This is a genomic window from Methanosarcina sp. 2.H.T.1A.6, assembly GCF_000979455.1.
In the GTDB taxonomy this organism is placed as follows: Archaea; Halobacteriota; Methanosarcinia; order Methanosarcinales; family Methanosarcinaceae; genus Methanosarcina.
Genome location: NZ_JJOY01000022.1, coordinates 1 through 22,536, shown reverse-complemented (window position 1 = coordinate 22,536; position 22,536 = coordinate 1). Strand labels below are relative to the sequence as shown.

The 22,536-nt window shown below is 45.3% G+C and carries 16 protein-coding genes; 10 read left to right on the top strand and 6 right to left on the bottom strand.

Translation table 11 applies throughout. The features are described 5' to 3' along the window. Positions 1-28: 28 nt before the first annotated feature. The 3 genes from EO98_RS04985 to gatE form a co-directional block, all read right to left on the bottom strand. On the bottom strand, positions 29-1,507 hold the full coding sequence (locus tag EO98_RS04985) for an aldehyde dehydrogenase family protein (RefSeq protein ID WP_048139657.1): 1,479 nt from the start codon (positions 1,505-1,507) through the stop codon (positions 29-31). Between the two features lie 393 nt (positions 1,508-1,900). Further along, positions 1,901-2,284, bottom strand: coding sequence for a response regulator (locus EO98_RS04980; RefSeq protein WP_048139655.1), 384 nt, complete (start codon positions 2,282-2,284; stop codon positions 1,901-1,903). Between the two features lie 628 nt (positions 2,285-2,912). Further along, positions 2,913-4,814 (bottom strand): Glu-tRNA(Gln) amidotransferase subunit GatE, encoded by a 1,902-nt coding sequence (gene gatE / locus EO98_RS04975; RefSeq protein ID WP_048139653.1) that lies wholly within the window; start codon positions 4,812-4,814, stop codon positions 2,913-2,915. Positions 4,815-5,352: 538 nt separating this feature from the next. On the opposite strand from gatE, the gene EO98_RS17385 reads away from it, so the two are divergent. The 3 genes from EO98_RS17385 (at position 5,353) to EO98_RS04965 (ending at position 8,922) form a co-directional block, all read left to right on the top strand. After that, positions 5,353-5,790: a nuclear transport factor 2 family protein gene (locus tag EO98_RS17385; RefSeq protein WP_052734490.1), complete on the top strand. Its 438-nt coding sequence runs from the start codon at positions 5,353-5,355 to the stop codon at positions 5,788-5,790. An 89-nt stretch (positions 5,791-5,879) separates the two neighbouring features. Continuing rightward, the gene (locus EO98_RS18260) at positions 5,880-6,041 is read left to right on the top strand and encodes a hypothetical protein (RefSeq protein ID WP_156161025.1); all 162 of its coding nucleotides are present in this window, start codon (positions 5,880-5,882) and stop codon (positions 6,039-6,041) included. A 172-nt stretch (positions 6,042-6,213) separates the two neighbouring features. Beyond that, complete coding sequence (locus EO98_RS04965; protein WP_200895238.1) at positions 6,214-8,922, top strand: FAD-binding and (Fe-S)-binding domain-containing protein; 2,709 nt, start codon at positions 6,214-6,216, stop codon at positions 8,920-8,922. Positions 8,923-9,719: 797 nt separating this feature from the next. On the opposite strand, the gene EO98_RS04960 is transcribed toward EO98_RS04965, so the two are convergent. Then, positions 9,720-10,232: an MASE1 domain-containing protein gene (locus EO98_RS04960; protein ID WP_162197916.1), complete on the bottom strand. Its 513-nt coding sequence runs from the start codon at positions 10,230-10,232 to the stop codon at positions 9,720-9,722. Positions 10,233-10,511: 279 nt separating this feature from the next. Here EO98_RS04960 and EO98_RS04955 point away from each other — a divergent pair, with 279 nt between their 5' ends. Both EO98_RS04955 and EO98_RS04950 read left to right on the top strand, forming a co-directional pair. After that, complete coding sequence (locus EO98_RS04955) at positions 10,512-11,942, top strand: PAS domain-containing sensor histidine kinase (RefSeq protein WP_052734488.1); 1,431 nt, start codon at positions 10,512-10,514, stop codon at positions 11,940-11,942. A 349-nt stretch (positions 11,943-12,291) separates the two neighbouring features. Continuing rightward, positions 12,292-12,744 carry a universal stress protein gene (locus tag EO98_RS04950; protein WP_048139651.1) on the top strand — a complete coding sequence of 151 codons (453 nt, stop codon included), beginning with the start codon at positions 12,292-12,294 and terminating at the stop codon, positions 12,742-12,744. Positions 12,745-12,925: 181 nt separating this feature from the next. On the opposite strand, the gene EO98_RS04945 is transcribed toward EO98_RS04950, so the two are convergent. Together EO98_RS04945 and hdrA2 are read right to left on the bottom strand one after the other, a co-directional pair. Further along, the gene (locus EO98_RS04945; RefSeq protein ID WP_048139644.1) at positions 12,926-14,437 is read right to left on the bottom strand and encodes a 4Fe-4S binding protein; all 1,512 of its coding nucleotides are present in this window, start codon (positions 14,435-14,437) and stop codon (positions 12,926-12,928) included. Beyond that, on the bottom strand, positions 14,434-16,815 hold the full coding sequence (gene hdrA2 / locus EO98_RS04940) for a CoB-CoM heterodisulfide reductase HdrA2 (RefSeq protein WP_048139642.1): 2,382 nt from the start codon (positions 16,813-16,815) through the stop codon (positions 14,434-14,436). Before hdrA2 ends, EO98_RS04945 begins: the two co-directional genes overlap by 4 nt. 1,061 nt (positions 16,816-17,876) lie before the next feature. Here hdrA2 and EO98_RS04935 point away from each other — a divergent pair. From EO98_RS04935 to EO98_RS17725, 5 genes are all read left to right on the top strand, one after another. Continuing rightward, a complete protein-coding gene (locus tag EO98_RS04935; protein ID WP_048131874.1) occupies positions 17,877-18,158 on the top strand; it encodes a ferredoxin-thioredoxin reductase catalytic domain-containing protein in 282 nt (93 codons plus the stop codon). 477 nt (positions 18,159-18,635) lie between these two features. After that, positions 18,636-19,100, top strand: coding sequence for a (Fe-S)-binding protein (locus tag EO98_RS04930; RefSeq protein ID WP_048139641.1), 465 nt, complete (start codon positions 18,636-18,638; stop codon positions 19,098-19,100). Between the two features lie 9 nt (positions 19,101-19,109). Beyond that, on the top strand, positions 19,110-20,354 hold the full coding sequence (locus EO98_RS04925; RefSeq protein ID WP_048139639.1) for a formylmethanofuran dehydrogenase subunit B: 1,245 nt from the start codon (positions 19,110-19,112) through the stop codon (positions 20,352-20,354). Beyond that, positions 20,354-20,752, top strand: a complete 399-nt coding sequence (locus tag EO98_RS04920; protein ID WP_048139638.1) for a molybdopterin dinucleotide binding domain-containing protein — start codon at positions 20,354-20,356, stop codon at positions 20,750-20,752. The genes EO98_RS04925 and EO98_RS04920 overlap by 1 nt, the downstream gene beginning before the upstream one ends. 1,127 nt (positions 20,753-21,879) lie before the next feature. Beyond that, on the top strand, positions 21,880-22,536 hold a 657-nt coding region (locus tag EO98_RS17725; RefSeq protein ID WP_235283555.1), incomplete at its 3' end, for a fasciclin domain-containing protein.

Sequence of the window (22,536 nt, the reverse complement as noted above, 5' to 3'; positions counted from 1 at the left end):
CCAGAATGATTCACCCTCTTCCCATATTTCATTCCGTATCTATCTGGGCTTTCTGCAGCCTGCCGCTGTAGTCTATGTACACGGCTTTTACCTCTGTGAATTCTTTGATTGCTTCTGTCCCGGCTTCCCTGAACCCGTTTCCGGTTCCTTTTACGCCCCCGAAGGGAAGATGGACTTCGGCACCTATTGTAGGGGCATTAACATATGTGATCCCGGCTTCTATCTTTTTAATCGCCCTGAAGGCGTTTCCAACATTTTCAGTGTAAATTGCCGAGGAAAGCCCGTATCTGGTGTTATTGGCAACTTCAATTGCTTCATCAAGCCCTGAAACCGTAATGATGCTGAGCACAGGCCCGAAAATCTCTTCCTGTGCAATCCTCATATCCGGCCTGACATCCGTAAAGATAGTCGGTTCAAAAAAATAGCCAGGAAGCCCGGGATCTATGGTATTTCCCCCGAGCAGGAGAGTTGCACCTTCTTCTTTTCCTATCCTGACGTACCTCTCTATTTTCTCAAGCTGGGCTTTATTGATTACAGGCCCGATGTCCGTTTCAGGCAGAATCCCGTTTCCTACCCTGAGAGATTTTGTTTTTGCAAGCAGCCTTGTTATAAACTCGTCCTTTATTTTTTCGTGCAGGATCAGCCTGCTCGTAGCCGTGCAGCGCTGGCCTGTTGTCCCGAAAGCCCCCCAGAGCACGCCTTCAAGAGCAAGTTCAAGGTCGGCATCATCCATGACAATTACCGGGTTTTTGCCTCCCAGTTCCAGAGAGACCCGCTTTATCGTTTTTGCACATTCTCCCATGATCCATTTCCCGGTTTCAAGGCTTCCTGTAAATGAAATTGCTTTTATTCGGGGATGCTGGACTATGGCTTTTCCAACGCTTCCTCCGGGTCCGGGCACAATGTTTACCACTCCGGGAGGCAGGCCTGCTTCCATCAGGATTTCAAAGAGTTTAATTGCAAGCAGGGGCGTGTCGCTTGAAGGCTTGAACACGATTGCATTTCCTGCAATAAGGGCTGGCATGATCTTCCAGCTGGGAATTGCAATAGGAAAGTTCCAGGGTGTAATCATGCCCACAACTCCTATCGGCCTGAGCAAGGTCATGCAGAACTTGTCCTTGAGTTCGGAAGTCGTTGTCTCCCCCAACATCCGCCTGCCTTCCCCTGCGGCATAATTGGTAATGTCTATTGCTTCCTGTACATCGCCCCTTGTTTCGGGCAGCACCTTCCCCATCTCTTCTGTCATGAGTATGGCAAGATCTTCCTTTCTCTCCTGCAAGATACGAGCAGCCCTGAAGAGCACTTCAGCCCTTCTGGGAGCCGGAACTTCGCTCCATACTCTGAATCCCTCCTCGGCAACCTCAACTGCCCTGTCCACATCCTCGTTCCCGGCTACCTGTATCGTAGCAAGGTTTTCAAGAGTAGCCGGATTGATATCATCAAAAGTTTCTCCTGTTGACGAGTCTCTCGACTCTCCACCTATAAGCAATTTGTACTCCAGAACCACAAAATCCCTCTAAAAGCAATGAATATAATACCACATAAATATATCCAGAAAAAGGATTCGGCTGAACCGAAATAATTTCAGAGTATTCTACTGTAATTTATTGAAACCTTTTCGCAGTAATAGCAGAGATGAATAAAAAGAAAGCCTGACAGTCTTACCTTTACATGGTTGTTTTTTCGAGCATCGCCAGAAAACTCAGTGGATAGATAAAAAAAGTGATTCAGATAAACATAGAAAAGAGAGGAAAGCGTTACATGAATACTATTTAAAAATAGTTAACTAAAAAAAAATGGTTAACTAAAAAAATGGTTGATTAAATGTGATTACTATCCCTATACCTGACAGAAACTAAAGATGCTTCTTTCAGAGATTCAAATTATTTCTTTACAATAATCAGTAACCTGACTTACTGCTAACAATCTGCCAGATCCGCTTTGAAAGTTCGGAGTACTGAGCTTTAGGATCTCCTCTTTTCTGAATAAAGGAATCTGCGCCGTTTTCGATAGCTCGGTTCATAACTTCTTCTTTGCCCACTCCTGTAAAAAGGATGAAAGGTATATTAATTCTCTTATCACGGATAGTTTTCAGAAATGAAATGCCATCCATATAAGGCATATCATAATCCGAAACTACTACATCATACGAGAGTTCATCTAACTTCTCGAGAGCCTGTCCTGCAGATTCCACTGTATCGGAGTTTATGTCGTGGAACACTTCTAAGAACGTTTTTGATAGCTCCAGGAATACTGGGTCGTCGTCTACAAGCAGTACTTTCATGGGGTTTTCTCCTTAGCGTAATGATTTTGCAGTGTTAAATAAGGAACTTTCGTGTTCCTTATTTACGGGTAAGAGATTTTATAGTTAGGTGGCATTTTTGGTGGTTTTTATATGAAGCTGAGATATGCTGAGCTAAGGTATAATTTCATACTTCTATCCCCCTTTTGCAAGCTCAACCCCGACAGACAGGAATTAAGTCTTATGATATCGTATGGTTTTGAAATACCATTAGAGCATACTTATCAACTAAATTTTTATGCTATAAGTAAGAAGATCTTTTAGTTAATATAAAAAGTTAACTTACGTAAATAGCCTCTTCTATAAGCTGCCAGGATTTTATGACTATTTTATTTGTTTTCTACAAAGAATATTTATTTCTTTTGAAACTAATCCAGAGAGTTGCGAAACAAATAAGGTAGATAAAGTAGGAACAAAATGGCAAGAAAAAAACAACTGAAAAAACAGAGACAAAAGATATAAGGAAAAAGTAGTGGAGAAAGTAGAACCAGAAGATAAGGGTAAATGGAAATAATAAAAGCGAAAAAGTAGAGATAAAAGAATAACTGGAAAAGAAATAAAAGGAGAAGAAATAAAAGGAAAAGCAGATGCAGAAAAAAAGCCAGGGATTTTATCCCTGATTGATAAAGTTATCGATCTCTTTTTTCAGCATATGGCTCAGGACTTTTCCGTCAACCGTGCCTCTGTACTCCTTCATGACAATACCCATGAGAGGGCCGAGGGCAGCAGGGCCTTTGTCTTTGATGAAATCTCCTCTTTCCCGGACCATCTTTTTAATGAAGTTTTCGATTTCCTCGGGATCAAAGGCGCTCAGGCCGAGCTTTGAAATTGCTTGCTGAGCTGTCAGTTCAGGCTCTTTTGCAAGGGCGGCAAGAAGGTCCTGAATGGCTTCTTTTGCAATTTCCTGGTTAGAAATGGCTGCAAAAAGCTCAATGAAATGTTCATCTGTGAGGTTGTCCGTCTCAACACCATTTCTCCTGATCTCAGGGACGATTCCTAAAATGGTTCTGGCAATCAGGGTTGAGTTAACATTTGCGTCCTTCCTGTAGGTTTTCAGGAGGGTTTCAAAGAGAGGCAGATGCTTTGAGTAAGCCATTTTTTCGGCAAGCTCTTTATTCAGGCCACTTTCGGAGACAAAACGTTTTGCCCTTTCTGTCAGGAGTTCCGGAGGCTCTATGGAATCAAAATATTCCTGTGAGATTTCGATCTGGGGAACATCGGTTTCGGGGTACATCCTTGCCGCGCCGGGGAGAGGGCGCATATAAGCAGAATTTCCTTCCGGAAGGGCTTTTCGGGTCTCTTCAGGGATTCCCTCAAAGGCTTCTTTTGCCCTTTTAATTACTGCCTCAATTGCAAGCCTGGATTTTTCAGGTTCGTCTGCAACCATGATGACAGCATCTTCAGGGTTTGCGCCGATAGCGTCCCTGACAGCCTGGACTTCCTTTTCAGTTATCCCGTAGTTAGGAAGTTCGTCCGTATGGAAAATTCCTCCCACACCTGCCGTCTTTGCCCTGTCAGAAAACTCAGTCCCGAGCCTTCTCCCTGGCTGGACTTCCCTGCCTACAAGCCCGTTGAATTTCCTGAGGAGGGCGGCAAGGATTGCGCCTTTCTTTACGCCTTTTTGCAGGACCTTGGACTTCGTGTCCATGAAAAGCCCTGTTATATCATAGATCTCCTCGCAAACAAAGGCTTTTCTTTCAAGGAGTTCTTGCCTGATAAAAAGCAGGTTCAATTGCCTTTCGACTTCCCTGCGGACGATGTCTTCTATGAGGTCAAGGGCCTGTACTCCTTTGATTTCGACTCTTGCGCCTCTGGCAATTGAGATATTAACGTCCTGCCTGATCGTGCCAAGCCCTCTCTTCACCTTCCCTGTAGACCTGAGAACCATCCCTATATACTCTGCAACCTCACGGGCTTGCCTCGGGGATTTGATATCAGGCGCAGTTGCAATTTCGACAAGTGGAATCCCGAGCCTGTCCAGGGAATAGACTACTGAGTCTCCTATTTCCTCTATTTTCTGGGCAGCTTCCTCTTCCACACAGAGGCTGTCAATCCCACAGTATCCTTCCGAAGTTTCAATGTATCCGTCGCTTGCAAGAAATGCAGTCCTTTGAAAACCGCTGGTATTTGACCCGTCCACGACGATCTTTCTCATTACATGCATCTGGTCGACAGGTTTCATGTTGAAGAGCTTTGCAACCCCGAGGGAAATGTTCAGGGCTTCCTTATTGAGTTCCCTTGGTGGCTCTTCATCATTTTCGATAAGGCAGGTCGTGTCATATGCCTTATAGATATACTTTCTCCTGATCTTTGTCTGCTCCACCGCAGCCCTGTCCTTTTCTCCCATTTCACTTTCCGTAGCCCTCAGATACCTGAAAAATTCGAAGTCCGAATCCCCGATGTCCCTGATCAGGGTAGGGCACCTGCAGAAAAGCTTCTCCTTCGAATCCAGCTGCTGGTGAATTTCAAGCCCGGCTTTCAGCCCAAGTTCACTGTAATCGTATTTTTCCATATTTTCACCCGAATCTAAGCAGGAAGCGCCTTAATTCTTTTAAATTCACTGTAAATTCACTGTAAATTTTCCTTCAGTTTTCCTTTAGCTGTCCTTTAATTATTCCTTCAAATCTAACTCTTTTTGCTCTTCCTTCACTTTTAAGCCCATCGGCTCGCTATTTTTTCCTCTTATATTTAAACCCTCTTTCTGCGCTTGTTTCCTCTCTTAGCTCTTTTAGGTGCTGCGCTGATAGTTATCGGCTATTGTCAGTAAGAAACTTAATGTAAAAGGTGTGGTAGAATGTATAAAGGTATCTCTGTATATAAGATTGAAGTAATTACGGACTCTTTTTCATCATAAAATGAGTTAGTAGAGCTTGATTGCTCTTAGTAGAGAGAATCGTAAAACACAGCCATCTCTATTCCTGCTTTTGCATACGAAAAAGATCCGGCTCTTAAAAACCCGCTCATAAAACAATCCTATAAATCGCCGAAGGACAATCTTTAAATTATTATACTGTAATTCTGCCTTAGCTAATCATTCAGAGGAAAATACAATGAAAGCAGATAATGTGACCGAAAAAGCAGTTAAGGATGTTCTGGATAAATTTGCAGAGAGTTACGCCAGACGCGACCTGAAAAGCGCAATGTCCCTTATTGCACCGGACGCAGATGTCGTTATTTACGGTACCGGGGCAGACGAGAAACGTGTTGGGTTTGCGGAAATAAGAGCTCAGTTTGAGCGCGATTGGTCTCAAATCGAGGACCCGGCTCTCGAATACAACTGGACTTCAATTTCAGCATCCGGCAACGTAGCCTGGGTGGCTATTGATGCTGTTTTAAAGGCAAAAGTAGATGGGCAAAAACTTAGATTTTCGTCCCGGGTCACAGAGGTACTTGAGAAACGCGGGGACAGATGGCTCATTGTGCAGGGGCATTTTTCTTTCCCTGATCAAAGTCAATTTTTTGATTTAAATGATCCTTTCAGGGATTAAAAACGATATTTAACTCTCCTTTTTTATTTTTTGCTTGTAGCGGGCACTTGCCCAAAATATCCGAAGAGATTGTTTGGATTCAAATTTTGATGGGGGTGATAATCTTACTCAACGTCATTTTGAATATTTCCGGGTTTGAGCCTGTGGAAAAGCCTGTCCTGCTCGATATCCTCGTCATCTTTACACTGTCTACCCTGGCAACTTCTGGCACGCAGAAATACGAAACTCGATCTTTTTGTCAGGATTTTTGACCTTCAAACTCCTGACCCGGAAAGAGAAAAAAGGTTGGACATATGGAAATGTTTGATTTTGTACATACTACACACAACCGTTAAATAACCCTTTTGACATACATAATTAACACAGTAAACATATGAAAAAATGTGGAGCTTATTCTAAAAAAGGATATTGAGAGGATTTCTCTTGACACAAAACGGAAAACATACCGATTTGCAGGGCAGCCTCAAATCCCTTTTCAAAGACCGGGTTTCTTTTGAGAAGCTGGAAAGGTTACTCTATTCCCATGACATTGCAGCCCTTCCTGGAATGGTACTGAAGACCATTTCAACCCTGCCCGATGCCGTGGTGCAGCCTGTGGATTCCTCTGAAGTAGCCGGACTCATCAAGCTGGCTTCAGAACACAAAATTCCCCTGGTCCCGAGAGGTGGAGCGACCAGCGGCTTTGGAGGAGCCGTACCTGCAGCCGGTGGAATTGTTGTCGATTTTGTCCGGATGAAAAAGGTGCTTGGAACAGACCTGAAAACCGAAACTGTGGAAGTCGAGCCAGGAATTACCTGGGAGCAGCTTGAAGAGGACCTGAAGAAAAAAGGGCTTGTACTGCGCCTCTATCCAAGCAGCGCCCCGGGTTCCACTGTAGGTGGCTGGGTAGCCCAGGGCGGGAGCGGGATAGGAAGTTTCGAATACGGAAGTTTCAGGGAAAACATCGTTTCCGCAGAAATTGCCAGTCCTGACGGCAAGTTTAAGGTGCTGAAAAACTCCGACCTGGACCTGGCCTACGGGCTTGAAGGGATCACAGGCCTTATCACAAAAGTAAAGCTCAGGGTCCGGAAAGCCGATACTGATATTCCCCTGCTCGCCACATTCCCTGATGCCGGGAAACTGGAATCTGCCCTCAAAGAAATAAGAGATTCCGGGCTCAGGCTCTGGTCCGTGCATATCCAGACCCCAGGCTTTGCAAAGTTGAGCCAGGAGGCCCACGGAGAAAAGCTGCTGCCTGAAGGAAGGTACCTCGCCCTTTTTGTCTACCCCGAATCCCGGGCCCCGGAAGTCGGGCAGCCCCTTGAAAAGACCATACAGCGACACGCAGGTAAAATCCTCTCCACGGAACTCGCCCTCCATGAGTGGAAAAACCGCTTCTACTCCATGCGCCTCAAGCGCCTTGGGCCTTCTGTCGTGGCCAATGAGATGGTCATCCCTCTTGGTTCACTTGCCGCCTACCTCAAAGCTGTAGAAGGAAAGTTTAAGGGAGGCTTTGTCTTCGAAGGGATCATGGTAACGCCGGAAAAGCTGACCATGATGGGCTTCATGCTGGCGGATGAGCGCAAGCTTACCTTCCCGCTCAAATACTCCTCATCCCTGGTCGCAACAGACCTGGCAAAAAAGCACGGAGGGGAACTCACGGCTCTTGGGATGTATTTTACGGAAAATGCAAAGGAGCACCTGGGAAAACAGCTCTTTGAGAGAATTGTGGCTTATAAGAAAGAGGCAGACCCTCTTAACATCATGAACCCTGGAAAGGTCCTGCCCCCCTCGGTTGAAAAGAATTCCCCGATCAAACTCCTGAACGCGGCAATGAAAATGGCGGGCCTGAGCAAATCCGCAGTCTGCAGCATGGGCAGCCTGCTCGGAAACGAGCCATTGCCATTTGATTTTGGGGATCGGATGCCTTCCGAGATCGGAAAGGACGCCTTTGTCTGTGCCCAGTGCGGGTCCTGTCGGGGCAGCTGTACGGTCTTTGATGCAAGGCCGTGGGAGAGCAACTCCCCAAGGGGAAAGTGGTACCTCCTTGCCGAGTACCTGAAAGGCAACATCGAGCTGGACGAAAAGGCCGCAGACTCCCTTTTCTACTGCACGACCTGCAAGAAGTGCGACGCAAAATGCCAGACTGACATCCCAATCGCCCACCACTGGATCAACATCAGGGGCGTGCTTGGAAAGAAATTCGAAAACACTGGCCTTGCAGCAGTCAGGGAAAACGTGCTTAAAAGCGGAAACTTCTGGGGCCTCCCAGACGAGGCAAGGGAGTGGATCACCGATGAGGTCAAATCTGATATCAAGACCCTGCCCAAAGGCCCAATCGGTTACTGGCCGGGTTGCTGGGCGTCCATCGTTTCAAAGAACATGCCCCAGAATATTGCAAGGATTATGACGGCAGCCGACCTGGAGTTCGTGAACCTCGGCGAGGAAAAGGAAGCATGCTGCGGGCTCTACCTGGCACTTGGGGGCTACACGGAGGACTTTGCAAAAACCGCGGCAAAGAACATCGAGAACATGAAAAACCGCGGGGTTAAGACCCTTGTCATTTCGTGCCCTGGCTGCTATGCCACCTTCACGGAACACTACCCCCATGTGGCAGAGATGCTTGGCCTGGACTGGGACATAGAGACAAAACACATAACAGTTCTCCTGGACGAGCTTGTCCGTGAAGGGAAACTGAAGTTTGAAAAGCCCCTGGACAGGAAAGTCACGTACCACGATTCCTGCCATGTAGGGAGGTGGTTCGATACCTACGACCAGCCCAGAAACGTGCTTAAAGCCATCCCCGGTCTGGAGCTGGAAGAGATGGAGCACTCAAGGGAAAACAGCCTCTGCTGCGGCCTTGTCGCTGCCTTTTCCGACATGGGGACTGTAGCCCATTGCGCTGAAACCCGCCTGAAAGAGGCTCTTGCCACAGGCGCCGACTGTGTGGTCACTAACTGCGCAGGCTGCGCGTCCCAGCTGAACTTCGCCTCAAACCTGGCACAGACCCCGATCCGGCAGAAGGACATCACGGACCTGTTAGTTGAAGCTCTGGGTTACGAATACGTGTTCGACCCTACCGAACCCATTTCCGTCTTCATGCAGCAGGCGGGACAGCTATTAAGTACAAGCTGTATGAGAAAAAAGAATTGAGGCCCGAATCCTTTCAGCTTCCGAAAAACCAACGCTTCCAACAAAAATATGCTTCCTACACCTGCAACATCAGCAGGTTCGATGCAGGAGAAGCGCCTCAGGCGTTTCTTCTTTAATTCGAATTTTTCATGGATTTTCCGGATTCTGAATTTTTGGTTTCCGAAATCAGAGTTTCTGAATTTAAAACGGCTGATTTTCAGGCTTTGTAGAAAACCTATCTAAATTAATGTCAGAGATTTCTACAGAGCTGACTTCAATAAAAATTTCAATTCACTGAAAAGGGTTAACCCGAGCAGGGCAGCTGTAATTCCCCTGTTCAACTATTCCCGAAGACCTTTTTTCAATTTGCTTTTCAGGTACCGATACTCTCACCGGTCGTCTTCGACGACCGGCTTTTCCATAAAATAAATTTAAAGACTGAAAGTAGTATTAGAGTAAACGAGAAAAATATAGTAGAATAACTAAAAAGTCCATTCTGGTGACTGAGCAAATACAGCATGATGACTAAAAAGGTCACTATGAAAACTGAAAAAAAATACATCTGGATGACATTTCTTAATTTTCATTGAGGCAGTATGTAGAAAGTAGGATGTTGAGAGTAATATGTAAAATCAGAGTGCAGATTCTGTGAGCAGTTTATTTTGCAAGCATTGTGAGCAGTTTATTTTTTACCTATTCGGATCACATTCTCAAGCTCTCAATTTATCAAGCTCTCAATGTATTTCTTTTCATAAACCCTCAGCAGAAAACCCGTTAAATCTTTGGATTTAGCGGGTAGTTGACACTTACTCTAATAATCAGATCCAGTAATTATGGACGTAAGATTTTGTCTGCTGGATATATGGAGTGATGTACTTGAGGCAAAATGGTACAATTACCAATGTAGTAACAACATTGCCAACGAACCATCCTTCAAATGTCACAAAAAATTCCGTCCATGGGACCATACCTTCCCTGACGATCATTAAGGCACCCCACATCGCACCGATAAAGTTGTTAAGCAGACACCCGAACAAAAGGAAAATCCCCATGTCCCGTTTTGTTCTTAGCCTTATGTTAACCCTGAAGTACGCAAAAGCCATCAGGGGTATAAGGACCTGCCAGAGATCGGCAAATGACCATACAACATTTAATGAAAGGGGCATATCCGCAAGGATCCCTGCTCCTATCATACAGCCAAGATAGGCAGAAATCCCTCCCCATATTCCATACCAGAGAGCAAAAACGATCATAAAAGCGACTGCAAAATACATACTGGATACGCCGGGTGCAGGTGAAATCGGAGAAGTTACCACTGCAAATCTTGACAAAAGTGAATTTACCAGTATCAGGAAAAGAAAAATATTCAGATGAGTTGATACTGACTCTATATCGGGAATTATAGACTCTCCTTTAATTTTATGACATAATTGATATGTGGCTAGTCCTCTGAAAGGGGTGCCGATAATGGCATAAACATATATAAAAATGGCATAAACATATATAACATTTTTAGTATATAACATAACTGCAGCAAAATAGAACAAATTTTTATCAGCACAGCGGAGATTCATTATTTTTCGTAAATTGCATTACCGGGAGTTATGGCAATGAAAAGCGATCAAGAGGACATGGACCCACTCCGGCTAAAGGAATGGTTCGCAAAACCATATTCTGTAGCTGTGACAACAATTTTGCTTTTTTTTCTAGTCCTTTATCGTGCCTGGTTATATATTGCAAATTGGCTTGAAAGTGTCCTTGTAAATGGACTCACTCCCGGTGATGTAACTTTTATTAAGGCACTTACATTTATTCTGGTTCTTCTGATTGCCAATATCGTATATATGGTTCTCAACAGGCAGGTAGGTCTTTTGAGAACTGTTAAAGTTCAGGAGAAAAAACTTTACCTATGTGAACTAAAATTTCAGAATTTTATTGACAATGTACCGGAGGTTGCTGTCCAGGGCTTTGATCCGGATTGTACTGTAATTTACTGGAACATTGCAAGCGAAAAAATGTATGGGTATCCCAAAAATGAAGCCATGGGGAAGAAACTGACTGAGCTTATAGTCCCCTATGAAAATAAAAATGATTTTTTAAAGATCATCGGTTCCATGCAAAAAGATAGGACTTATGTCAGTGCATCGGAAAGTACTTTTTTAACGAAGAAGGAGGAAAAAATCCCTGTATTTTCCAGCTATTCGGCTGTCCAGGTACCTGAAGACCAGTTTGAGATCTTCTCCATGGAAATAGACCTTACCGAGAGGAAAAGAATGGAGCATACTCTTCTGGAAGCAAAGGAACTTGCTGAGGCTTCAAATACTGCTAAAAGCAAATTCCTGGCAGGTATGAGCCATGAAATTCGAACGCCTCTTAATGCGATCATTGGATTTTCCGATCTGCTTATTGAAAACTACGCAGGACCCTTAAATGAAAAACAGATGAAGTATGCAAAAAACATATCCATAAGCGGCAAGCATCTGCTCGGCCTCATCAATGACATACTTGACTTATCAAAAGCAGAAGCCGGAAAGATGGAACTACAGTATGATGAGGTCTCGGTCCCCCTGATAGTCAGGGAGATTGCAGAAGTTATGAAGCCTTCCGCAAGCGGCAGGGGAATAACTATCAACACCGACATAGAACCTGATGTTGGTATTGTGGAAGCGGACAGTGGTAGGTTAAAGCAGATACTGTACAACCTCATAGGGAATGCAAACAAATTCTCCATTGAGGGGGGAAATATTACCGTAAGAGTCAGAGTAGTTGAAGAGTTTATGCAATTCGAGGTTGAAGATGAGGGCATAGGAATAAAGGAAGAAGACCTGCCAAAACTTTTCAAACCTTTTTCCCAGGTTGAGGGGCCCACTGAAAGGTACACTGAAAAAAAGCCTGAAGGCACAGGACTGGGTCTATCCCTTGTAAAGAAACTGGTTGAACTCCATGGAGGAGATATTTGGGTCAAAAGTGAATACGGAAAATACAGTGTATTCGGTTTCAACCTCCCACTTAAAAGCCCCGCTGAGCCGCAACTCGGCTGACACCACCCGTAAGAACCCTGGTGCCTGAGAGCCAATAGAAACCCCGGCACCCCTTATCTACCGAAGCAAAAATGGAAACTCCGGATTCGGGATTTTCCCTTTAAGTCCAGCAAAACCAGCGTATACGGCGCCGGGCTTGGATCATTCATAGGAAACTTATGAAGAGATGTTCCCAGTTTTTCAAGCGTCTTGTACATCCTCACTCCAAGCCCCATAAGGCCAGCTGTGGAAAGTATTGAGTATTATCTCTAGAAAACAGAAAAAACCAAATTGTTGAATCCCTTTCATCCTCTAAACCCCGATGCAATTATATTTCTTACAGGCACATAGTGTAACTGGGTGTTGTTTGATGGGAGTCGCCAGTTTCAAGAAAATAATGATTGCAACCGACGGTTCGGTCTGTTCCAGGATGGCTGCTAACAATGCGATAGAGCTTGCCCGTTTGAACAGGGGGACTGTTTATGCTGTATATGTGGTGTCCACGGATTATTTCTCGTCGATGGCTGTGGATTTTGACTGGGAAAGGATGAATGAAGCCCTGAAAAAAGAAGGACATGCGGCTGTTAATTATGTGAAAAGAGCAGGAGAGATGGAAGGGGTCGATGTGAAGCCCATCCTGCTTGAAGGGCATCCGGCAGACGAACTGATCCGTTATGCCGAAGAGAATGAGATGGATATTGTTGTTATGGGAACTCTCGGCAAGACAGGGCTGGACAGGCTGCTGCTCGGCAGTGTGGCAGAAAATGTTGTCAGGCACTGCAAGGTACCGGTAATGATTATAAGTGAAAAGTGCAGGGCCTGAGGCTGAGATCCCGAAAAATACCATTCAGCCTCAGGTTTTTGTCTTCTGCATCTGCATCAATCGGTTTTTCTTCAGCCGCCCTTCTTTTGTATTCCTTCTGTTAGCCTGGCAGGCGATTGCCTTTTAACTTCATTCAGCTTTCAATTCGGCCTTCCCTTCTGCTTTCAATTCAGCTTTCAATTCAGCTTTCCATTTTCTTTTTCACGGCTGCAGAGGCGTTTTCCGGAGAGTCGGTTTCCCAGAGTTTCCTGACCTTTGCACTCTTAAGGACAGGCATGAGAGAATCAATTTTTGCCTGCACGGCTGCAAGCGTTTCCTCATCGGTGCATGGGAACTCTATGCCCATAAACTTCTGGGCTTTGAGGGTTTCAGTCTCTCTGAAGACGGCACGGTCAACTCCTTTTCGGACTCCGGTCTTCAGGGAATCGATTGCGTCCCTCCACTGGGTAGCCCAGGGTGTATCCGGGATCTCTGTGTGGTGGACATCAGATCTTTCTACTTTTATGGCTGCAAGGTGGCAGGCTTTCACGCAGGCCCCGCAGTACATGCAGAAATCTTCGGCAAAAGCAATCTTTCGCGGGTCTTCAGGGTCTGTTGGCACGTACCAGAGTTCCGAGGGGCAGACGTTAAAGCAGCCGCGGCAGCCCTGGGGGTCGCACTCTTTCAGATTAAGCTCAATAAGGCTCAGTTTCCCTTCCATGGGCTTTTGCAGGTCCACAGCTTCGTAGGGGCAGACAGCCTGGCAGCGGGCACACTGCGTGCATTTCAGCTCGTCAACCTTAACTTTGCCTTCCACTTTCGGGGCTTCGCAGGGGCGTTCCCCTTTAACCTTTATTGCCTCTTCCGGGCAGATGTCCTGGCAGAGCACACAGTAGTCACATTTGTCCGTATCAACAAGGATCTGCTCAAAAGGTACGGGGTTCTCAGGAGTAGGTTCGCGCTCAAGCAGGAGAAAGGCTTCACAGAACCGGGCACAGATCCCGCAGAAGTTGCATTTTTCAGTATCGATTTCGATTTCACCCTCTACCCCTTCCTTAAAGGGAGCGATCTCTTCTTTTTTCGGGAAAGTGAACTCAACATCTATTGCATCCTGCGGGCAGGCTCCCTCACAGAGGAGGCAGGGGAGACATTTCTCGTTGATATTTACATACGTATCATATTTTGGATACTGTTTTGCATCAGGGACCTCACCCACGGCTTCGAAGGAAATGGCATGCACAGGGCAGAGGTTTGCGCACATCCTGCAGAAGGTGCATTTATCAAGGTCCATCATCACAGGAGGGGCATCAAGCCCGGTTGCAATCTCATGCATGGGGCCCAGTTCAAGGGCTTTTGTGGGGCAGATCTCCACACAGATCCCGCATCCGTTGCAGCGCTTATAGTCATAATCAAGGGTCTTGAGGGACTTCTCAGTCGCCTGCGTATAGAGGAAATGGGTCCCCTGCAGGTCCATGCTGGTTGTAACCGTGATCTTTTCCTGGTTTTCACCTTCACCTTCTCCAGGCACTGCTACTTCCGGTTCCTCTAATTCGAATTCCTCTGATCCGGATTCTTCAGACTCGAATTTCCCTGATTCTTTTTCTCTGGTCTCGGGCTCTTCTTTTCCTCCGGCTCCGCAGCAGCACCCCCCGCATACGTGAGTTTCCTGTTCTTGGCACTCTTCGGGGCACTCTTCGGGATGTTTCTCGCTCATTGTGCCACCTCCTCCTGTCCGGTTCCCGCACATTCCCGCTTGAGTTCGGTCCCTATGGGCCCTATTTCTTCGAGTTCCTTTACAAACTCGGTGATTGTGTTCGAGAAACGTTCCCCTTCGGCAGCCGAGATCCAGAGGGTCCTGAGCCTTTTCGGGTCAAGCCCGATTTCCTTTATGATTTCCTTTAAGACATCCATGCGTTTTTTCGCATCGAAGTTTCCGTGGATATAGTGGCATTCGTCCATCCTGCATCCCGCAACAAGCACACCGTCAGCTCCGCCTTTCAAGGCTTCAAGCACGAATTCAGGGTTTACCCTTGCAGAACACATGGTACGGATGACCCTGATGTTTGTCGGGTAATGGATCCTCGACATCCCTGTCAGGTCTGCACAGGCATAACTGCACCAGTTGCAGAGGAAAGCAACAACAAAGGGGCTCTGGGACTTATTGGCGGTTGCAGCCCGGACCTGCGCAAGGATCTGCTCGTTTTCAAAGTTCCTCATCTGAATTGCACCAACCGGGCATGCTGCACTGCAGTCCCCGCAACCGTAACATGAGACCTCGTCCACAACAGCTTTTTTGTCGACAATGCTGATCTTTCCGAACTTGCAGACTTCCACACAGGTCTTGCAACCTATGCACTTTTCCGTGTCAACATGAGCGCCCATGGGATCGGCTTCAAGTTCTCCCGTGCCAAGGAGCTGCATAACTTTGGAGGCACAGGCACTGCCCTGGGCTATGGAGACCTGGATTTCTTTGGGACCCGAGGCGCAGCCTGCAAGGAAAACCCCGCTTACCGGTGCATCCACAGGGCGCATTTTCGGGTGGGCGCTTGCAAAGAAGCGGTCAGGCCGCCGGGCAAGGTTAAGCATCCTGCCTATTCCCTCTGCAGCCTTGCTGGGCTCGTAGCCCGTGGAAAGCACAACAAGGTCATGGGCTTCTTCTTCAACGCTGGATTCCAGAGTATTTTCGTAACGTACAACCGGCCTTCCGTCTTCGCCGGCATAGACCTCGGCAACCTTGCCGCGGATGAAGTCAACGCCCATTCCCTGGGTCCTGTTGTAGTATTCCTCGTACATCTCTCCTGCAGCCCGGATATCTATGTAGTGGATCGTAATATCGGTGTCAGGGTAGCGTTCCTTGATCATCTGGGAATTCTTGAGAGCTGCCATGCAGCAGACCCTTGAACAGTGTTCGTTGCCTATGGTTTTGTCCCTTGACCCCACACACTGGATAAATGCAACACTCTTTGGGGGCTTGCCGGTAGAAGGTACAGGGACTCTGCCGCCTGTGGGCCCTGCTGAGTTCAGCATCCTTTCAAGCTGCATATTCGTTATGACGTCAGGGTATTTCCCAAACCCGTACTCCTTTTTCCTGGAGGCGTCAAAGAGCTGGTAGCCTGTAGAAACGATTACGGCTCCTGCTTCGAATTCAATTTCCTCGGGCTTCTGTTCATAGTCCACAGCTTCTGCAGGACATGCCTGCTGGCAAAGCCCGCAGCCCACACAGTGGTCAGGGTCAATGAGTACCACCTGAGGGACGGACTGGGGGATTGGCATATAGATAGCCCGGGTCTTTCCAATCCCGTAATTCATGGGGTTTTCGATTTCTACGGGACAGACCCCGGCACAGAGGTCAACGCAGCCCTTGCATTTGTCTTCAAGCACGAACCTTGGTTTGCGTTTGACTTTAACGTGGAATTTTCCGACCGAACCTGAAATATCGGTTACCTCGGAATATGTGTAAAGAGTAATATTCGGGTGGTTCTGGACTTCCGTCATTTTGGGGGCAAGCACGCAGATTGAGCAGTCGTTTGTCGGGAAGACTTCATTCATCAGGGCCATTTTGCCTCCGATTGTAGACTCCCTCTCCACCATGGTTACGGGAAAACCGGCTTCTGCAAGGTTTAAGGCTGCTTCGATTCCTGCAACCCCTCCCCCTATGACAAGGACATTTCTGCTGGCTTTTGAGCTTGTTGCACTCAGTTCCCTGAGGAACCGGGCTTTTGCAACCCCCATCCTTATCAGGTCAAAAGCTTTCTGGGTTGCCATCTGCGGGTCATCCGCATGCACCCAGGAGCACTGCTCCCTTATGTTTACCATTTCCATAAGGTAAGGGTTGAGGTCGGCTTTTTCCATGACATGCCTGAAGGTCTTTTCGTGCAGCCTGGGGGAACAGGCAGCTACCACAACCCTGTCGATTTTGTTATCTTTTATGTCCTTGATGATGCCTTCCTGTCCGGAATCGGAACATAGAAACTGTACTTCCCGGGCAAGCACCACATCTTCCAGTTTATTTGCCATTTCCTCAAGGGCTGAAACATCAATTACTCCCGCAATATTCAGTCCGCAATGGCAAATGTAGACTCCGATTCGCATGCTTGTTAACTCCTTATATCTATGAATATTCTTAGAGATCGAGTTCTGATATATTTTTTGATGTGTATTAGTATATAAGTTATAAGTTAAAATTTAAGAATTATAATTCCGGAAAGCTTTCCTGCACATGATTTCCGCCAGTGCAGAATAAGTAAGATCCTGTGTAGCCCTGGTTCAGCGAATTTTTTGCACGAACCTGTAAAGGCTTTTTTAAACTCTCCGGGCATTTGTGGACTTTGTGTTTTATAAATCTCAATATAAATTTTCCCTCAAACAGGATAAAAATGTAGTCGTTTTGTATAAAATCAAAACCTTTATTTTGTAAAAGTTTTCTGAGCCTCTGACCGGCAGCCCTATTAGAGAGAATTCAGACTCAGTAGCCTTTAGTGTAATTATTCCATTTGCTTTCCGGGTTTGCCTTCCTTCAGCCTCATTGCAGGCAAGAGCAGAAATATTTCAAGGCAACTGTAATCTCATTATATGGTAACCCCAGTCCTGCGCCCGGATAAGCAGAATAGTTTTACACTACATCATTTTTTACACTACATCATTTTTTACACTACATCATTTTAATACTGTATGATGAGCTATTTAACCTGAGTACAATCTGTTTAATCCGTTATTTTGAAGGCATATTTACCACGCTATTAATATACTGAATATTATATTTATATTCGGATATAATAAGTGTATATATATTAACTTTCGGATTCCTGTTAAAGCCCGTGTTTAAGTTCCCGAGAAAGAATCCGGTTAATTTAATCGGGTAACCTCAGACTGGCTTATCGAAGATTATGATGCTCACCAATTGATTTTATAGTTTGAGAACTTAATTCGTAATCTATCAGTCAGTGCCGAATTGTTACTTAATAATTTATTATGTATGCGGGAATTTCCTGTGAGCAGGTGTTTAAAATAATTCTTAAGAAACCTGGATGTGAGAAATATCTACGGTAATTGTGCAAGAACAGGAATGCACCTGACTCTCTAAGAATATTTCCGTGTATGACCTTCTCACAAATAACCAGTATCACTCTTACAAAAACAGGAGGGAACTCTACATGAGTGAACATGATGAAGTAAAAGATAAGATGTATGAATGGACAGAAAAATACGCAAGCAAAGCAGGCTACAGGCTTAACCCGGATAAAGAAGCTCTTGATTACGTTCTTGACGGGCTTGCTTCAAGGGTTGAAAAGTTCGGGAGGCGCTATTGTCCTTGCAGGATAGTAACCGGGGACGAGAACGAGGATAAAAAGATAGTTTGTCCCTGTATCTATCATAAAGATGAAATTGAAAGAGACGGGAATTGCCACTGTGAACTTTTCTTTAAGCCTTCCTGATCTGACTTTGTTCTGCCAGACCTGCTCCTAAAACGAGCTTTAAATACTATTAGCGAAGGCGGGAGGGGACAATTTATATAAATACTTTTTGTCCTCTTCCAGCCCCACTCTAATCTTTTCACTTAAGTTGAAATGCCTGTCTTTCAGCCTGCAGAAGGCAAGAACCTTATTTGAGAGCCTGGAGTCTCTGAAAGCTGTTAACACTGCAAATTAAAATTAACATTGAGAATTAAAAAGCAATAGTTTAAAGTTGATTACATTCATCTCTTTAACTGAATCTATTGACATTGTACTTCAATGCTCTTAGACACTCAAGATTCTTGGACAGCGTTTCTTTCAAACCGGATATTCTTCAATAAGAAATTTCCGGTTCACACTATTGGTCTGTACATAACACTATTGACCTGGTGTGGTATTGACCTGCTATCTCTTTAATAAATTAACAATAGGATAAATTTGACTCAAGGGTGACCTGGAATGACAAATGCAATGGAACTCTATCAGATGCTTCCAAAGACTAACTGCAAAAAATGTGGAAAAACCTCCTGTATGGCGTTTGCAGTTGCCCTTATGGCCCGCGAGCTGACACCTGAGGACTGCCCGCCCCTGAAAGAGGAACCTAAATACAAAGAAAGCTACGAAAAGATCAGCGGCCTCTTCAAGCCGTCGGAAGGAGCAACCGAAACCGGACTTATAGTGCATGAAGACCTCTGTTTTGGTTGCGGAAACTGTGTGGTTGCCTGCCCTGTCAATGTTGCAAATGACCCTTACGGCGTCGGTTCGGGCAATGCTCCAAAGAACGCCGGTAAACTGATCCTGACCATCGAAGACGGAATTGTCAAAGCCCAGAACGTGGGAGAATGCCGCAGATTCGGAAAGAACAAGATCCTCTGTAACGGCTGTATAGTAACCTGCCCTGTAGAGGCAATCGAGTTTGTGTGAGGTGAGAGGATGGAGAAAAATTATTACGTATGCACAGGCTGTGGAATGCTCTGCGACGATATCGAGGTCGAGTCTGAAAAGAACATAGTAAACAAGGTCCATACCGCCTGCAGGGTAGGCGTAGCCCACATGAAAGAAGGCCGGGAAAGTGCAGTTTTTCGGGTCGACGATAAGCCTGTAGATGAAGCAACTGCAATCAGTGAGGCTGCAGCTATCCTGAAGAATGCAAAAAATCCCCTGATTTTCGGGCTTGGGACTTCTACCAATGAGACTCAGAAACTTGCAATCGAGCTTGCAAGAAAAACCAGTGCAACCCTTGACGATACTTCCTCATTTTGCCTGGGACGGGTGGTTGAAGCTCTCCTTCAAAACAAGTTCAAGGTATGTACTCTTGATGATGTAAGAAATAAAGCCGATGTTACTATTTTCTGGGGGGCAGACCCGTCGGACTCTCACCCCCGTCACCTTTCGAAACATTCCTATTTCCCGAGGGGAACTGAAAAGCAGCGGGGCTGGGAAGAGGAAAGGACAGCAATTGCAATAGATGTCCGGAAATCCCATACCGCAAAGATCTGCGGGAACTATTTCTTCCAGATCCCTCCGGGAGGAGATGCCGAGTTCATCGACGCTCTGATTGCAGGGCTTTCCGGAAAGCTTCCGAAAACATCCTACAACTTCCCCCCTAAAAGAATTCTTGAACTGGCGAATATCCTTAAAGGGGCAAAATTCGGCGTGGTCTTTGTAGGGCTTGGCCTGGTCTACTCCCTGGAAAACCTTGAACCCCTTATCCGGCTCATGGATGCCCTGAACGAAAAAGCAAATTTCCACCTGATACCTATGGTAGGGCACTACAACATGCGGGGCTTTAATGAAAACCTCTTTGAGGAAACAGGGCATGTGAACAGTGTAAAGTTTGAAGACGGTACTGTGAAGCACGGGCCCGAATATTCAATCGTTGAATCCCTTAAAGCAAAAACTGTGGATGCAGCCCTTATCATCGGTTCGGATCCGCTTTCAAGCCTTCCCAGGTCTGTTGCAAAGAACCTGCTTGAGATTCCTGTAATATCACTGGACCCCTGCGAAACCCTTACTTCCAGAAGGGCAAAGGTCTATATCAATACTGCAATCAGCGGGGTGGAGTCAGGAGGTAGTGCCACGCGTATGGACGGGGTTAAAGTAAACTTCAAACCTGTTGTGGAGACAACCCGTCTTTCGGATGAAGCAGTTCTCAAGAAGATAATGGAGGCCCTCTGATGGATTTCGGATCTTTTCTTAAAGCCCCTGAAATAAAGGTCAAGGTTATAACGTACAGGGACATCTTCCAGGACAAGGCGATGATCGAAAACCGTTTTGGAGACGATTACAGAGACCGCTCTGCCGTCATAAAACTGGACCCTGCCGACCTCAAGCAGTTGAGCGTGAAAAAAGGCGACACTGTAGTCCTGAAAAACTCTTTCGGAACGATTGTGGTAAGAGCTGAAGAATCCGGATACGAGCCCTCTCACAGGGGCATTGCGTATATGCCCAACAGCCCCTGGTCCAATATGCTGGTCTCGGATGAAACAGGCGGTACAGGGATCCCAAAATTTAAAGACATTTCTGCAACCGTTACCAGTGCAAAAGGAGAAAAAGTAACCGAAATAGGTTTTTAAAATTCCTTTTTTATAAGGTTCCCCAGGGACCTTAAAAACGGAAATTTTCTTTTTACCCTGCCCTTTTAGTGCTTTCTATGATCACCATGTCAACTACCCGCTAAATCTAAAGATTTAACGGGTTTCCTGCTGAGGTTTTATGAGGTGAAAACACGGCTACTGTGATCCTGAAATTTACCCCTCATTTAAAAAACGGAATTATTTCATACTATTTTCAAGGTTTTGAAAATGTAACCCCTAAATGGGAGCTTCCATGTGAGTACCTCTCAGGCCTGCATTTCACTTCCTGGGACGGAGTCTTACTGTATTCGGATGGGAGTTTTATAAAAATCCTATCTTCCGGAAGTATGATTTCAGAAAGTGATTATCAAGAATTGATGAAAATTGTTGAGCTTGGGAAAAAAAGGTTGAGAGAAATTCAGAGCAAAAGGGGTATCTGACAGCTTTTATTACTCCAAAATCTGCAATTATAATTTTACAGTCCCACAGTAAAAACCAATATATTACATTCTCATCAGTTTGTAAACTGTTAATTTTTACTGTGAGGACTATAATTAAAAATGCCCTTTGGTTCATGTATTTATATATAAAACATGTGTTGAATTTATATTCTACAGGCTTTTCTTCAACTTTAGAAGGCTATTTTTTAGAGACAAATCAAAAATAATAATTATTAGATCCATTTTTCGATTTTTCCTTAAACTGAGATTTGTTATTGAGATATGGGTTGTATCTTGTTTCCAAAAAGGACAAATAAGGAGACATAGGAGTTTTAAACCTCAATGTGGATGAGAAAGAGGTTTTCCCCCAGGAAAAATCAGGTAAAAAACTGAATACTCAGATGATGGATTAAAGGACTCTTATTATTATAAGATTTAAAATAATTTTTATAAAAATGCCGTTATTCATTACAATATAATATTAATAAGAAAATACAAATACTCTTTGTATGATATATAAGATTGGAAGTTATACCTATTCACACGAAATAAAACTTCAGCCAGACAAAAACGGGGTTCAGATCTAATAGACTAGAGTATAATAGAAGTAGGGTCTGCTGAAGGGAAAAATAGGGGGGAATTCGGATTAGATCGGAATTAACCAGTTTAGCTTATGCTTTAATTATTTTGTTTTTTTTAAGTGCAGCTACCTGTACCGGGTCGGCACAGGATGAAGAAAATCCAGCTATGGAACTCTATAACGACACGGTTGTCCTCAAAGAAGGCAACTTTACCTTTGTGCCGAGCAATAACGCCTCTGCAAGCTATGAGATCTCCAACTTCACAGACCTGGGAGCACTCTACGCAACGGGGCTTGATTTTAAGGTAACGGACCTTGGGAAAATGGCCGGAGAAATGAACGGAAACATGCCCGAGAAGACCTTCGTACTTGAAAGCATAGAAGGATACCAGAACAACAATGAAACCCGGGAGAAATGGTTCATCTTAATAAATGGCGTCCAGGCTACTGCGGACATAAGCATGAACCCGGTGAGTGCAGGCGACACTGTCAGCTTCCTGTACGCCCTTGAAGAAGGAGGAGAACCGGTCCTTGGAGAAGCAAAATATCTGGTAAAGATTGGAATTTCAACAGAAGCCCAGATTCCTGACATAATTGAAACCGCAACTCAGGCTGGAAACTTCACGACTCTTCTTGCAGCAATTGGGGCTGCAAACCTGACTGAAACTCTGAAAGGAGAAGGACCATACACCGTCTTTGCTCCGAATGATGAGGCTTTTAACGCGCTTCCAAACGGAACAGTCGAAGCTCTCCTTAACGACACA

Bases quoted from the DNA above. Each gene is read 5' to 3' on its own strand.
- EO98_RS04925 (WP_048139639.1), top strand. From the start codon at position 19,110: ATGGAGAAAAATTATTACGTATGCACAGGCTGTGGAATGCTCTGCGAC.
- EO98_RS04980 (WP_048139655.1), bottom strand. From the start codon at position 2,284: ATGAAAGTACTGCTTGTAGACGACGACCCAGTATTCCTGGAGCTATCA.
- EO98_RS04930 (WP_048139641.1), top strand. From the start codon at position 18,636: ATGACAAATGCAATGGAACTCTATCAGATGCTTCCAAAGACTAACTGC.
- EO98_RS18260 (WP_156161025.1), top strand. From the start codon at position 5,880: ATGGGGGTGATAATCTTACTCAACGTCATTTTGAATATTTCCGGGTTT.
- EO98_RS04945 (WP_048139644.1), bottom strand. From the start codon at position 14,437: ATGAGCGAGAAACATCCCGAAGAGTGCCCCGAAGAGTGCCAAGAACAG.
- EO98_RS04920 (WP_048139638.1), top strand. From the start codon at position 20,354: ATGGATTTCGGATCTTTTCTTAAAGCCCCTGAAATAAAGGTCAAGGTT.
- EO98_RS04935 (WP_048131874.1), top strand. From the start codon at position 17,877: ATGAGTGAACATGATGAAGTAAAAGATAAGATGTATGAATGGACAGAA.
- gatE (WP_048139653.1), bottom strand. From the start codon at position 4,814: ATGGAAAAATACGATTACAGTGAACTTGGGCTGAAAGCCGGGCTTGAA.
- EO98_RS17385 (WP_052734490.1), top strand. From the start codon at position 5,353: ATGAAAGCAGATAATGTGACCGAAAAAGCAGTTAAGGATGTTCTGGAT.
- EO98_RS04955 (WP_052734488.1), top strand. From the start codon at position 10,512: ATGAAAAGCGATCAAGAGGACATGGACCCACTCCGGCTAAAGGAATGG.
- hdrA2 (WP_048139642.1), bottom strand. From the start codon at position 16,815: ATGCGAATCGGAGTCTACATTTGCCATTGCGGACTGAATATTGCGGGA.
- EO98_RS04950 (WP_048139651.1), top strand. From the start codon at position 12,292: ATGGGAGTCGCCAGTTTCAAGAAAATAATGATTGCAACCGACGGTTCG.